Raw genomic sequence first — 14,132 nt, forward strand, 5'->3', positions numbered from 1 at the left:
GGCGCCATTTGGTAGAAAATTTTTTCTGTGATTTAAAGGAGTTTAAGAAGATAGCCATGCGTTCGGAGAAAACAGACAGCTCCTTTGCAGCAAACATTTACCTCGCTGCAACCATTATGACCTTAAGATGATTGTCAACAGACCCTAGATCCTATTGAGTTTGTAAAAATAATTAACGCTCATCTGAGTGAATGGAATGGGGAGGAATTTGAGCTTTCCTATCTCAAATAATTTAAGCAAGCATAGGGTGGGCTCAATTTCCTGCTCTGTTTGGTTTTTGTGTGCATAATACGTTTTTATCCACACATGTGGAAAGATATAGTCAAAGAATTTAAAAAGAGTTACAGTTTCGACTTACTTTGACATACTCTCTGTGCCACCTGTAACTCGCCAACTTGTGTCGCTTTTTCAATTCTTCGAGTATATAAGGATGGGTGGGCAAGAAATTACTCACTCTAGCATTTAACATTTTGTTTTTCTTGTGCAGATGCAGATTATAGTCAAAGATTTCAAAAAGAGTTACAGTTTTAATTCATTTTGCTGTACTCTCTATAACGCTCGCAGCTTGATATTTTGTGTCACTTTTTCAGTTCTTCGACCATATTGACGTAATTAGATTTTTAACCTAGAATCATTTTCCGATAGGTCAGCCGGGTGAGTTACCACAGAGGGGAATTGAACCCTAAATTTCTCACTTCTGTGCTGGTCTTATTTTATTTTCCCTAATAATGCTTGTGAAAATATTTTTCTTTCTATATTTGAATATAATAAATTGTCGGAATACTCTCTCCATATATCGGAATTAGCGGCAGGTCGGATGTTTGAATCCGACAATTTTCTATTTTTAAGCGATGTCCGATACAAGTATCCGACTATTTTTGCAGGCGGCGGACTTCGGCGACGTCTTTGGTTTGCAAAAGGCGGTCGATGAGACGTGAGAGTTGCGCCATATCGGCGATTTCTAGCGTAAAGCGTCCTTCCAATTGGTGGCGCTGATTGTGTTTCATGTCCACGTGCAAAATGGGGATGCGTTCATTCGCCACGACTTGCGAAATGTCGCGCAGGATGTGCGGGCGGTCAAAGGCGAGTATCGCCAAATCAATGGCGTAGCTGCCGCTTTCATTGTCTCTCCAGCGTACGTCGATTATCCGCTCGGGGTGGACTTTGCCCAGATGTTCGATGTTTTGGCAGTCGCGGCGGTGAATGTTGATGCCGCGACCTTGGGTGATGAAGCCGATGATGGCGCTGGGCGGCACGGGTTGGCAGCAGGTGGCGAAGTTGACCATGAGGTCTTTCACGCCGTCGATTTCCACATTGCCGCTGCGCGCTTTACGTGCGGCTTTGAGCGGGATGCGCGCAAGGCGTTCGTTGAGGCTGAGGTGCTCTTGCGGTTGGCGTGCTTGCTGGCGGGCGGCGATTTCATGGGCGACGGTAAGCAGGTTCAAATCGCCGAAGCCGATGCCGGCAAATAAGTCGTTTTCGCTGTGGACGTTGAATTTTTTGGCGATTTCCGTCAGGTCGCCGTGGTTGTCGATGCTTAGGCGGCGTAATTCGCGCAGCAACATTTCTTTGCCGAGTTCGATGCTTTTTTCTTTGGCCTGCTTTTTGAAGTAGCTGCGCACTTTGGCTTTGGCGCGCCCGCTTTGCAGATAGCCTAAATGGTCTGAAAGCCAGTCCCAGCTGGGATTGGGTTCTTTTTGTGTGAGGATTTCGACGCTGTCGCCGTTTTTAAGCGCGGTGGTCAGCGGTACGATGCTGCCGTTGATTTTTGCGCCGCGGCAGCGGTGTCCGAGCTGGGTATGCACATGGTAGGCGAAGTCCAGCGGGGTGGCGCCTTCGGGTAGATCGACGACGCGTCCTTGCGGGGTAACGGCATAGACGCGTTCGCGGAAGGCTTCGTTGCGGAATTGGTCGAAGACGAGGTCGCCGCGCCCTTCGTCGCCTTTGCCTTCGAGCAGGCGGCGCAGCCATTCGATTTGCTGTTCGAATTGTTTGCTGTGGCGCACGCCTTTTTCTTTGTATTTCCAATGCGCCGCTACGCCTAATTCGGCGCGTTCGTGCATTTTGCGGGTGCGGATTTGCACTTCCAGCGTGCGTTTGTCGGGTCCGATGAGGGTGCTGTGCAGGGATTGATAGCCGTTGGCTTTGGGGTTGGCGATGTAGTCGTCAAATTCTTCCGCTACTGGCTGCCACATTTCATTGACGACCGACAGGACTTGATAGCATTCGCTCTCGCTTTCCACTTCCACGCGCACGGCGCGGATGTCGTTGACTTGCTCGAAGCGAAGCCCTTTGCGCTTCATTTTCTGATAGATGGAATTGATGTGTTTTACGCGTCCGTAGATGCGCTGAATGGGGATTTCCGCCTGTTGCAGTTGGAAGGTCAGTTCGGCGATGACGCGCTGGATATAGCGTTCGCGATCTACGCGTTTTTGTTCTAGGGCGGTGGATATTTCCTGATAGATATCGGGCTCGAGGATGCGCAATGCGCTGTCTTCCAGCTCCCATTTGAGCTGGGCGATGCCGAGGCGGTTTGCCAGCGGGGCGAATAAATCGCGGGTTTGCAGAGCCAGACGCTGTTTGCCGGCATTGTCGTATTGATGGATGAGGCGCATGGCGACGACTTGCAGGGCGAGTTTTAATATCGCCGCCCGCATGTCGCTTGCCATTGCCAGCAGCATTTTGCGCAGTTGTTCCAAATCGCTTTGGTCGCGGTCGTGCAGATGGTCGATTAGTGCCAAATCGTCAAGACCGCGCAAGAGGGTTAGGACGATGTCGCCGCAGCTTTCCTGTACTTGCTCGGCTTTGATGCGTTTGGCGCGCCAACCGGTAACTAAGATGCCGGCGCTGACAAGGGTGGCGTCGCCGCGCAGTTCGACGAGCAGTTGGGTGAGGATTTTTGTGCGTTCGTCACCCTCTTCCTGCGCGTCGCCGAAGGCAAGCTGCGCCGCGGCTTCAATGAGTTCGCGCGCTGCGGTATCGGGATAGACGGCCTGTCCCGGCAGCCAAGCAGCACGCGCTGTGCTCATGATTTGAGTCCGTTCAAGAGGCGTTCGAGTACTTCGCGCACGTCCACGCTCAAGCCTTCAATGCCTGCCAATGCGCCGAGCTCTTGGCGGGCGAGGGTTTTTCTTTGCTCGTCCAGTTTGCTGACGCTGCTGAATGCGCCTAATAAACGCGCCGCCAATTGCGGATTTTGCAGGATGATGCGGCGGATTTGCGCACAGACGAAGCGGTAAGTTGCGCCGTCGGCTTGGTGGAAGATGGCAGGGTTCATTTGCGTAAGCGGCGCGATGAGGGCGCGGAAGCGGTTCGGATTACCGATGTAGTAATCTTCGCGCTCAGCTAAAGCGGCAATGCGCTCTAATGCGCCCGTACTGCTGTCTTTGGCTTGCAGGGCGAACCATTTGTCGATGACTAAGGGTTGTTCGGCGAAGCGTTTGCGGAAGTCCGCTAAGGCTTGTTCGCGGTATTTGTCGGCACGCATCATCAGGGCGTCGAGGGCATTGACGCGCTCGGTCATGCATTGGGCTTCCTGATAGTATTTGACAAGGCGTTCGCCCATGCTGTCGTCTTCAAAGACCGCCAATGCGCGCCAAGCCACGGCGCGCAGGGCGCGTATGCCGGCATCGCGGACGTTGAATTTGGCTTGGGTTTCTTCTTTGTCGTTTTCCAGATAATCCGACCATGTGCGGCGCATTTTCAGCGCGATGATGCGCAGGATGCGTTCATAGGCTTCGACCGCTTTGTCCATGTCGATCGGGGCTTCCAGATAGGGCAGGAGGCTGTCGAGGCTCGGCAATGCCAAGAGCAGGGCTTTTTCGCCGGCGCTGAATTTTTCATTGCCCAATACTTTGATCATCATTTCCGCCACGTCTTTGGCATGGTCTTTGGTTTTCAGCGGTTTTTGCAGGGCGGTCATGAATAGGCGGCGGTAGGATATCTGCATCGCTTCGTAGCGGGCGAAGCCGTCCGGCGCATGGCGGACGATAAGTGCCAGTTCTTCGTTGCTGTAATGGTGTTCGTAATAGACCGGCGCGGAGAAGCCCATCATCAGGACGGGGATTAAATCTTCTTCGCCGCGTTCAAAGGACCAGCTGCCGCGCGCTTGGTCGAGTATCAGCAATTTGCTGTAGCTGCCGTCTTCAAAGCGGTATTGGCGTCCGTTGGGGGAAATTAATGCCAAACGGATGGGGATAACCAGCGGGCGCGCAGGGCTGACCGCAGAGGTGTCCTGATGCGCGGAGATTGTGAAATGGCGGTTGTGCTGGTTGTAAGCAGAAGTGAAATTGACTTTCGGCGTGCCGGCGGTGGTGTACCAATCAAAGAATTGTTTGGTGAAAGGATAGCCGCTGGCGTCTTCCATACATTGCGCGAAGTCTTCAATCCGAACCGCCTGTCCGTCATGGCGTTCGACGTACAGCGCCATGCCTTTTTGGAAGGCTTCTTCGCCGATAATGGTGTGGTACATGCGGATGATTTCTGCCCCTTTTTCATAGACGGTGGCGGTGTAGAAATTATCAATGGCGGCGTATTCCTGCGGCTGCACGGGATGGCGCATCGGGCCGGCGTCTTCGGCAAATTGCACGCGCCGCAGCAGGCTGACGTTTTTAATCCGCTCGATGTCGCGTTCGTTCATGTCGGAAGAGAATTCCTGATCGCGGAAAACGGTCAGACCTTCTTTTAAAGAGAGCTGGAACCAGTCGCGGCAGGTGATGCGGTTGCCCGTCCAGTTGTGGAAGTATTCGTGTCCGATAACCGCCTGAATGCCGTGAAAATCGGCGTCGGTGGCAGTTTCCGTGTCGGCGAAAATGTATTTGGTGTTGAAAATATTGAGGGATTTGTTTTCCATCGCGCCCATGTTGAAGTCGCTGACCGCTACGATGTTAAAGCGGTTCAAATCATAGGAGAGATTGAAGCGTTTTTCGTCCCAGTTGATCGAATCGACCAAGGCTTGCATGGCGTAATCGGTTTGCGAGATGAATTTGGCTTCGGTGTAAATCCGCAGTTCGATTTTTTTGCCTTTGGCGGTGGAGATGCGGCGGCTGACTTGCGCCAAATCGCCCGCCACCAATGCAAAGAGGTAGCTGGGCTTGGGGTGCGGGTCGTGCCAGACGCTGTAGTAATTGTCTTCGCCTAAATCGCCGTGCTGTTCCAAATCGCCGTTGGAGAGCATCACGGGGTTTTGCTGCTTATTGCCTTCAATCCGCACGCGGTAGGTCGCTAATACGTCCGGACGGTCTAAGGTAAAGGATATGCGGCGAAAGCCCTGCGCCTCGCATTGGGTGCAGTAAATGCCGTTTGAGCGGTATAGTCCCGATAATTCTTTGTTTTCATCAGGGTGTATGCGTACTTCCGTTTCTAAGACAAATTCGTCCGCCACGTCGAAGAGGGTCAGCAAATCGTTTTCGTATCGGTATTGCCCGCTTTCCAAGATTTTGCCGTTGACGGCAATCGAGAGCAGTTCCAATCCTTCGCCGTTGAGGACGAGGTGTTTTTCGCGTTCGATTGTCCAGCCGTTGGCGTCGGTTTTTTCCTGCACGCGGCGGATTTTCTGCTGATGCGCTACGCGCACGCTGTCTTCTTGCAGATAAAACTGCAGTTCGTGATGGTCAATGCCGAAAGCGGGTTTGCTGTAGTCGGCCAGTCGTACGATATTCAACTCACTCATAATCTTTACTATTTCGCTTGAATTCCTAAACGCTTGTAATAAGCTTGGGTTTCTGTTACCGCGATGGCGGCAACGTTTAAAATGCGGCGGCTGGTGGCGACTTTGGTCAGCACCATGGCAGGACGCGCCAAGCCGACCAAAATCGGGCCGACTACGTTGCCGTCTGTCAGCACTTTCATCAGGTTGTAGCCGATATTGGCGGCATCGAGATTCGGCATCACGAGCAAATTCGCGCTGCCGCTGAGGTGGTTGTTCGGATAAACCGCTTTGCGCACTTCTTCCGCCAAAGCCGCATCCGCCTGCATTTCGCCTTCGATTTCCAAATCGGGTTTTGCTTGGCGGATTAATTCCAATGCCGCGCGCATTTTCTGCGAGCTGTCCAATTCGCCGTGATCGCCGAAATTCGACTGCGACAGCAGCGCGACTTTCGGCTTAATGCCCAAGCGCTGCATCATATCTACGCTGGCTAAGGTAATTTCCGCCAATTCCTGCGCATTCGGATTGTTATGCACATGGGTGTCGGCGATGAAGACCGTGCCTTTGGGCGAGATGACCATGCTGACCGCTGCCGGACGACTCAAGCCTTCCTGCATGCCCAAGATGCTGCGCACGCGGCGCAGGTGGCGGTCGTAACGTCCGACCGTGCCGCAAACCATGGTGTCGGCATAGCCTAATTTGACCAGCATCGCCGCCAATACCGTCGGACGCGTGTTCAAATGGATTTTCGCTTCCTGCGGATCGACCCCGTCGCGGCCGCGCAATTCGTGATAAGCGCGGTGGCAGGCTTCGTAATAAGGGTTGTTCATCGGCTCGATCAGCTCGAAATCGCCGTCGGTTTTAATTGAGAGATTGTTTTCCTCGATTTTCTTGAGAATTGTGCGGCGCCGCCCAATCACAATCGGACGGCAGATGCCTTCTTGCACCGCCGCTTCCACCGCGCGCAAAACGCGCAATTCTTCGCCTTCGGCAAACGCGACTTTCAAAGGATTGGCTTTGGCCCGTTCCAATACCGGCTTCATCACAAAACCGCTGCGGTTGAATAATGCGCCCAATTGCTCGGCATAGGCGACCAAATCTTCAATCGGACGGCGCGCCACACCGGATTTCATCGCCGCTTCGGCAACGGCGACCGGAATGCGCGTAATCAGACGCGGATCGAAAGGCTTGGGAATCACATAATCCGCGCCGAAGACCATATTCGCGCCGCCGTAAGCCGCCGCCACTTCTTCGCCGGTCGGCTCTTTCGCCAAATCCGCCAAAGCATAGACTGCCGCCATCTGCATCTCGTCGTTAATCGTGGTCGCACCCACATCTAATGCACCGCGGAACAGATAAGGGAAGCAAAGCACATTATTGACTTGATTAGGGAAATCGGAACGTCCTGTGGCGACGATGGCATCATCGCGCACCGCATGCACTTCATGCGGCATGATTTCCGGCACCGGATTGGCAAGGGCGAGAATCAGCGGTTTTGCCGCCATCGATTTGACCATCTCGACATTGACCACGCCGGCTTTTGAAACGCCTAAAAAGACATCCGCGCCGACCATGGCTTCCGCCAAGCTGCGGGCGCTGGTATTGCTGGCGGTATATTGCGCTTTGCGCGCATCGAGCTTGTCGCCGCGTTCGGCATAAATCGGGCCTTTGGAATCGCAGACGACGACGTTTTCGCGCTTCACGCCCAAGACGCAGAACATATCCAAACAGGCCATGCCCGCCGCGCCAGCGCCTGAAGCCACGACTTTCACTTCATCGATTTTCTTGCCCTGCAAACGCAAAGCGTTGATTAAGGCGGCGGCGGAGATAATCGCCGTGCCGTGTTGATCGTCGTGGAAAACGGGGATTTGCATGCGCTCGCGCAGGCGGCGTTCGATTTCAAAGCATTCGGGTGCTTTGATGTCTTCCAGATTGATACCGCCGAAAGTTGGCTCGAGACTGGCGACGATATCGACGAATTTATCAATGTCGGTTTGATTGACTTCAATATCAAAAACATCAATGCCGGCGAATTTTTTAAACAAGACGCCCTTGCCTTCCATCACCGGTTTGCCTGCCAAAGCGCCGATATTGCCCAAACCCAGCACCGCCGTGCCGTTGGAAATCACCGCCACCAAATTGGCGCGCGAGGTCAGATAATCGGCTTGTAGAGGGTCTTCCTGAATCGCCTCGCAGGCATAGGCGACGCCCGGCGAATACGCCAAAGACAAATCGCGCTGATTCGCCAAAGTTTTTGTCGGCACAACGGAAATTTTGCCCGGACTTGGGAAACGATGAAAACGTAGGGCTTCCTCTTTAAAAGATTCGCTCATGACTGCCTCCGAAAATGGCTAAAAAATAAGGCGGCATTCTAACAGATTTATGCGTCTTTACTGCGGATAATTGCTTTGTGCGGCGCAAACATTGCAAAGTCGCAAACTGCGTCCTAATATGCGCTTTTCATCATTTTCAGGGGTAGAACATGACTTCTAATTATTCGGATTTGCGCGAACGCATCCGTTTGCTCGGACAATTGCTGGGCGATTGCATCAGCACACATAATGGGGAAAAAGCCTTGGCCGCCGTAGAGAGCCTGCGCACCGGATTTATCGAGCAACGCCTCAATCCCAGTCAAGAAGCCCTTGAAGCATTGTTTCAACAAATCGCCGACAGCGACACGCAGACCCTGAAAGTCGTTACCCGCGCTTTCAGTCTTTATTTCTCCCTTGCCAATCTTGCCGAAGAAAGCCTGCTTGCCGACCGCCGCCGCCTGATGCGCGACCAAGACAATATCGAATGGTACGGCTCCTTCCGCCGCAGTCTGCGCGAATGCCGCGAAAACAACATCAGCCCGCAGGACATTCACAGCATGCTCAAGCAATTGCGCGTGATACCCGTCTTTACCGCCCATCCCACCGAAGCGCGCCGCCGTACCACCATGACCCTCTTGCAGCGGATTTACCAAGCCTGCATCGAGCGCTTCGGCGCCAACCTCAATGAAACCGAGCAGGCGGCGGCGGAAGCAGAAATCCGCGACATTTTGGACATGCTCTGGGCATCTGACGAAGTCCGCACGCGCAAGCCGATTGTATTTGATGAAATCAACAACGGACTGCACTATTTCCGCACCAGCTTATTTGCCGCCATACCGCGCATTTACCGAAATTTCGACCGCGCGGTCGCCAAAATCTACCCCGAACTCGCCGAAGAAAGCGTGCCGAGCTTTTTGCGCTTCGGCTCGTGGATTGGCGGCGATCGAGACGGCAATCCCTTCGTTACCCATGAAACCACGCGCCAAGCCGTGCTGATGCACGCAGAAACTATCTTGGCGCATTACGACCAATTGCTCAAAGCCCTCGGCGGACAACTCGTGCATAGCGACACCATCGTGGCGGTTCCCGCCGCCATCCGCGCCCGCATTCAAAGCGACAGCGCGCTTGACGCCCAAGTCTTTGAATACAACCTTGACGACTACCTCAACGAACCCTACCGCCGCCTCATCGCCATCATGCGGCGCAAATTAGCCTGCACGCGCAAACACATCGCCGCCCTAGGTACGGATGCGGCGGCGAAAACTCATGCCTATCAAAACCCGAACGAATTGCTGGCAGATCTGCACCTTATCCGCGATGCGCTCTACACCCACGACCAAAACGCCGCCAACGGCAGCATTTTCGACCTCATCCGCCTGATTGAAACCTGCGGTTTCCACCTTGCTTCTCTTGATATCCGCCAAGAATCGGGCTGGCATTACGAGGTCATCTGCGACCTCTTCGACCAAGCGCCCAACCTGCCGGATTACCGCAGCTTGGACAACGACCAGCGCTTCGCCGTTTTGCAGCAACTGCTGGCGCATAAAGGCGCACCGCTGATTTACACCGACAACCTCAGTGCCCAAAGCCAAGAACAGCTCGCCCTGATGCGCACCCTTGCCGAACTCCGCGCCCTCTGCGGCGAAGACACCTTCGGCAGCTACATCATCTCAATGGCAAGCCACGGCTGCCACGTCTTGGAAGTGCTGCTGCTCATGCGCTTTGCCGGACTCTCGGGCATTGACGAAGACGGCAAACCCTTTGCCGCCCTGCCGGTCGCGCCGCTCTTTGAAACCATTGAAGATTTGAAAGCAATCGAACAAGTCCTGCCGCAACTCTTCGCCGATACGCAATACCGCAAACTATTGGAAGGACAAGACCGCCGCCAAGAAATCATGCTCGGCTACTCCGACAGCAGCAAAGACGGCGGCATCCTGACCTCCGCTTGGCAACTCTACCGCGCCCAGCAAACCATCACGCAAATCGCGCATTCCTACGGACTGCAAACCCGCCTCTTCCACGGACGCGGCGGCTCCGTCAGCCGCGGCGGCGGCAGCACCCACCACGCCATTGCCGCTCAACCCGCCGGCACCCTGCAAGGCGAAATCAAATTTACCGAGCAAGGCGAAGTCTTATACGCCAAATATGCCAATACCGAAACCGCCGTCTATGAACTCACCCTTGCCATCACCGGCGCGCTGAAAGCCACCGCCACACAATTCTCGCGCGCCCCCGAACGGCTCGGCGACTACGAAGGCATGATTGCCAAACTGGCGGACCGCTGCGAACAACGCTACCGCGCCCTGACCGACCACAGCGAACAATTCTACGAATTCTTCTCCCAAGCTACGCCGATTGCCGAAATCAGCCTGCTTAACATCGGCTCGCGTCCGGCACACCGCAAAAAAGGCACGCCGACCAAGCAAACCATCCGTGCCATTCCTTGGGTCTTTTCATGGTCGATGGCGCGCTTTACTCTGCCGGCATGGTACGGCGTCGGCAGCGCGCTCAGCGATTTAAGCGCCGAAGAACAAGCTCTAGTCGATGAAATGTATCGCCAATGGCCCTTCTTTAACGCCTTTATGAGCAATACCGAAATGGCCTTTGCCAAATCCGACATGAACATCGCCGCCCATTACAGCGAACTCTGCCGCGACGAAGCCTTGCGCGAACGCATCATGAACGACATCCGCGCCGAAGCCGCACGTACCGCAGAGGGGCTGAACCGCATGATCGGACAGCCGCACCTCTTGGCGCAGCAAAGCGAACTCGCCACCTCCCTGCAATGGCGCAATGCCTATCTCGACCCCATGCACCATATCCAAATCGAGCTCCTGCAACGCAGCCGCGCCCAAGATTTGGACGAGCAAAGTCGCGCCGACATCAACAATCCGCTCCTGCGCACCATCAATGCCATTGCGGCAGGACTGCGCAACACGGGTTAAACCGATAACAGGCAATAAAAAAGTCCGCTGCACGGCGGACTTTTTTATGCGGTTTGAATGATGTTTATAAATCTCTGACTAAACGAGAAATCTTATCTAAAATTTTGCTCTTATTTTCTAAACAATATTCCTCGCATAATGTCTTTAACTCTTTCAATTCGACTTCTAAAAGTTTTAATTTTTCCATGTTTAATAGTTTATGGTCATAGAGAAGCAATATGCTTCCCGTATTTGGATTATATTCAACCTTATTGACAAAATCACAGGATTCAAATGCTTTAACAAAAGCAAGAGAAATCTCTTCATCTTGCTTTAAAACATGCGCTCTTAAACGAATTCTGCCCGGAAAATAGCTTGAAATTTGCATATTATTTATCTTACCTTTTTATATAAACCGCGCATGGACGCCAAACTGATTGCGAAAGTGCTTCCGTTATGAACGAATGCGGCAGTATTGGTTTGTAATCGACCGCTTAAATTCCCAAAAATCAATGAAGTATTAATGCCGACAATCAGCTGATTATTCGTTTTCATTCTATTCATTAAATTGATTGAAATTTTTCTCAACATCGGCAAGGTTTGAATGCCGTTATCCGGCAATAAAATATCTGCGGTTTCAGAAGTGATGGAAGAAGATTGCCCCATCGCAATGCCGACGGACGCGGCGGAAAGCGCGGGAGAATCGTTGACGCCGTCGCCGACCATAATAACTTTATTACCGGTTTTTTGTAAATGTTCAACAAAGGTGACTTTGTCATCCGGCAAAGTCTGCGCATAATATTCTGTTATCCCGACATGATGGGCGATGATTTTTGCCGTCGCTTCGCTGTCGCCAGTCAGCATAATAATATTTTGAATGCCGAGTTGCCTTAATTCGCGAATCACATCGGCGGCTTCTTCCCGAATCGGATCTTCAATGACGATAATGCCCGCTAATTCTCCGTCGATGGCTAAAAAAAGTTTAGAATAGCCCGTCTGATTAAGATAATCGATATGGGATTGGATTTCTTCTGTTAAAGGAACCGCTTCGTCTTCAAAAATAAAATGCGCAGAACCAATGAGTAATTTTTTATTATTCATGGACGAGGAAATGCCGTGCGCCACAATATAAGAAACTTTCGTATGCTCTTCCGGATGGCTGATGTCTCTTTTTTCTGCCTCCTGCACAACTGCTCTTGCTAAAGAATGCGGGAAATGTTCTTCCAAACAAGCGGAAATTTTCAACACTTCTTTTTCTTCATATTGATTAAAACAGATTATTTCTTTTACAGTCGGCGTTGATTGGGTTAAGGTTCCTGTTTTATCAAAAATAATGGTATCTGCCTGCGCTAAATTTTCTAAAAATTTCCCGCCTTTAACGACTATGCCTAATTCTGCGCAGCTTCTCATGGCGGCTAATACGGAAATAGGAGCGGATAATTTCATGGCACAGGAATAATCTACTAATAAAGTAGAGGCGGCTTTAGTAAAGTTTCTAGTAAATAAATAAGTGCAGGCGGCGAGCAAGAAATTATAAAACACAAGGCTGTCGGAAAGTCTTTCGGCGCGGATTTGCGAAGCGGCTTTTAATGATTGAGAGCGGTCAATCATATCAATAATTTTGCTTACTTTGGTTTGTCCGCCGCAGGCGCTTATTTCAATAATAATTTCTCCTTCTTCCACGAAGCTGGAGGCAAAAACGATATTGCCGACTTTTTTGTTTACAGGCAAACTTTCTCCGGTCATCGAAGATTGATTGATTTCAGCTTCGCCGTCAATCACAATGCCGTCGACCGGGATAATGCAGCCGGCGCGGACAATGATTTTGTCGCCGATTTTTAAAGTCTGCACGTCAACCGTGATTTCTTCATTATCACGGAGTAATTGCGCGGATTGATTGGTGAGCAATAAAGATTGAGTAAGACTATCGTAAGATTTTCGGCTGATATAGTCTTCAATAATTTCACTCATATTTAATAATGCGAGAATGGAGCCCGTCGTGTTGATATTGCCGGATAAAAAAGACAGGCTTAATGCGGCGCTATCTAAAGTATCGGCGCAAAAAAACTTCTTTTTTCCAACAGCTTTCAATCCTTCTTGCAGTCTGGGCAACATTCCTTGAATAATAAACAGGCGGCGAAGGGGCAGCGGCATCAAACGTTTGAATAAAATGCCGACGCCCATAGATAAGATGCTTTCAAATAAGGTGGTTTTTGCAGTGGGTTCGTGAATGCCGGATAATAATTCTTCATCTTCGAAATAGCTTTTATTCAGCGCGCTGATATAGGACAAGGCTTGTTCTTGAGAGATTTCCGAATATTTTATTAAAATACTGCCTGTTAACGGGTTAAATTCTATAAAATCAATCCCTTCTTGATGGGAAACCAGAATTTGCGCCAACATTGCCTGTTTGGCGCTTAAAGATTGTTTGGCATATCTTAATCTTAAGCGATTAGGAATTTGATGAACGATTTTAAACTGCATAATGAATCCTTGCTGACAGAACAATAAATAAAAATCGGAAGAGGATTGCTCCTCTTCCGACAGTCATTTATTTAGAATCTTTATGGTATTCAGCTTCGGCAACGATATCTTGCGCATCTTCTTTAACTGTTTCGATAAAAGCCGCGGCTTCTTCTTTTAATCGCATGCTTGCACCTAAGGTTTTTGCGCAGGCTTTTTTGAAGCTGGCTGTGCGCATGACGCTGACCGCAACGGCGCCGACGGCGACACCCAAGATAAAAACGGCTAGTTTGTTGTTGTTTTTTAACATGTTGACCTCTCATTTGTTTAAGGGAATTTATAGAAGTTGCTCAACTTCTTTAGTAATTGTACAGTGTTTTAACAAGTTATTGTAACTTTATTGCAAAAAAAATAGAGAAAATTTATTTGAAATATTAAAGATGGTTTATATTATTTTTTAACAATAGATTTGCGATTAATAGATGATATGAAATCGGTGCAGATTTCATATGCCTGAGCTCTAAGAGCCTTGTATTTGCAATTATATGTTAACTTATTTCTTATTCAGCAATAGATATTTGCGGCAATGTAGTCAATTTAATTCAAAAAAATGTACATTTTTATATATTAATTTTGGTAAGAATAATACTAACCTGAGTTCGGGATAAGCCCCCTCTATTTAGCAGCCGCCAAAGCATTCTTCCCAAACATCTGCGGCTTATACGCAAACAAGCAATATGCCGTTAATCCAGAAATCAGATTCAACAAAAATCCCTTCTCTGAACG

Annotated in this window: 7 protein-coding genes and 2 pseudogenes; 2 read left to right on the forward strand and 7 right to left on the reverse strand. The window is 50.7% G+C overall.

Translation table 11 applies throughout. The annotated features are described in order from the left end of the window. Positions 1–131 (forward strand): annotated as a pseudogene (locus tag ACJHVI_RS09295) (IS5/IS1182 family transposase); the annotation flags it as partial. A gap of 741 nt (positions 132–872) precedes the next feature. Here ACJHVI_RS09295 and ACJHVI_RS09300 read toward each other — a convergent pair. The 3 genes from ACJHVI_RS09300 to ACJHVI_RS09310 are packed head-to-tail and all read right to left on the reverse strand — an operon-like array spanning position 873 to position 7,980. Beyond that, positions 873–3,029: a RelA/SpoT family protein gene (locus ACJHVI_RS09300; protein WP_483184452.1), complete on the reverse strand. Its 2,157-nt coding sequence runs from the start codon at positions 3,027–3,029 to the stop codon at positions 873–875. Beyond that, positions 3,026–5,671, reverse strand: coding sequence for an aminopeptidase N (gene pepN, locus ACJHVI_RS09305; protein WP_483184453.1), 2,646 nt, complete (start codon positions 5,669–5,671; stop codon positions 3,026–3,028). Before pepN ends, ACJHVI_RS09300 begins: the two co-directional genes overlap by 4 nt. 8 nt (positions 5,672–5,679) lie before the next feature. After that, positions 5,680–7,980, reverse strand: coding sequence for an NADP-dependent malic enzyme (locus ACJHVI_RS09310; RefSeq protein WP_483184454.1), 2,301 nt, complete (start codon positions 7,978–7,980; stop codon positions 5,680–5,682). Between the two features lie 149 nt (positions 7,981–8,129). Here ACJHVI_RS09310 and ppc point away from each other — a divergent pair, with 149 nt between their 5' ends. After that, a complete protein-coding gene (gene ppc / locus ACJHVI_RS09315) occupies positions 8,130–10,904 on the forward strand; it encodes a phosphoenolpyruvate carboxylase (RefSeq protein ID WP_483184455.1) in 2,775 nt (924 codons plus the stop codon). 64 nt (positions 10,905–10,968) lie between these two features. Here the strand turns inward: ppc and ACJHVI_RS09320 are convergent, their stop codons facing one another. The 4 genes and pseudogenes from ACJHVI_RS09320 to ACJHVI_RS09335 form a co-directional block, all read right to left on the reverse strand. Next, positions 10,969–11,271, reverse strand: coding sequence for an HMA2 domain-containing protein (locus ACJHVI_RS09320; RefSeq protein ID WP_483184456.1), 303 nt, complete (start codon positions 11,269–11,271; stop codon positions 10,969–10,971). Positions 11,272–11,276: 5 nt separating this feature from the next. Further along, positions 11,277–13,367: a heavy metal translocating P-type ATPase gene (locus ACJHVI_RS09325; protein ID WP_483184457.1), complete on the reverse strand. Its 2,091-nt coding sequence runs from the start codon at positions 13,365–13,367 to the stop codon at positions 11,277–11,279. A gap of 67 nt (positions 13,368–13,434) precedes the next feature. Continuing rightward, positions 13,435–13,656 (reverse strand): hypothetical protein, encoded by a 222-nt coding sequence (locus ACJHVI_RS09330; protein WP_483184458.1) that lies wholly within the window; start codon positions 13,654–13,656, stop codon positions 13,435–13,437. 365 nt (positions 13,657–14,021) lie between these two features. Then, a pseudogene (locus ACJHVI_RS09335) lies at positions 14,022–14,132 on the reverse strand (IS982 family transposase); the annotation flags it as partial.

Source organism: Suttonella sp. (assembly GCF_056855035.1).

Coding starts and splice junctions, on each gene's coding strand:
- pepN (WP_483184453.1), bottom strand. CDS start 5,671: ATGAGTGAGTTGAATATCGTACGACTGGCCGACTACAGCAAACCCGCT.
- ACJHVI_RS09325 (WP_483184457.1), bottom strand. CDS start 13,367: ATGCAGTTTAAAATCGTTCATCAAATTCCTAATCGCTTAAGATTAAGA.
- ACJHVI_RS09330 (WP_483184458.1), bottom strand. CDS start 13,656: ATGTTAAAAAACAACAACAAACTAGCCGTTTTTATCTTGGGTGTCGCC.
- ppc (WP_483184455.1), top strand. CDS start 8,130: ATGACTTCTAATTATTCGGATTTGCGCGAACGCATCCGTTTGCTCGGA.
- ACJHVI_RS09300 (WP_483184452.1), bottom strand. CDS start 3,029: ATGAGCACAGCGCGTGCTGCTTGGCTGCCGGGACAGGCCGTCTATCCC.
- ACJHVI_RS09320 (WP_483184456.1), bottom strand. CDS start 11,271: ATGCAAATTTCAAGCTATTTTCCGGGCAGAATTCGTTTAAGAGCGCAT.
- ACJHVI_RS09310 (WP_483184454.1), bottom strand. CDS start 7,980: ATGAGCGAATCTTTTAAAGAGGAAGCCCTACGTTTTCATCGTTTCCCA.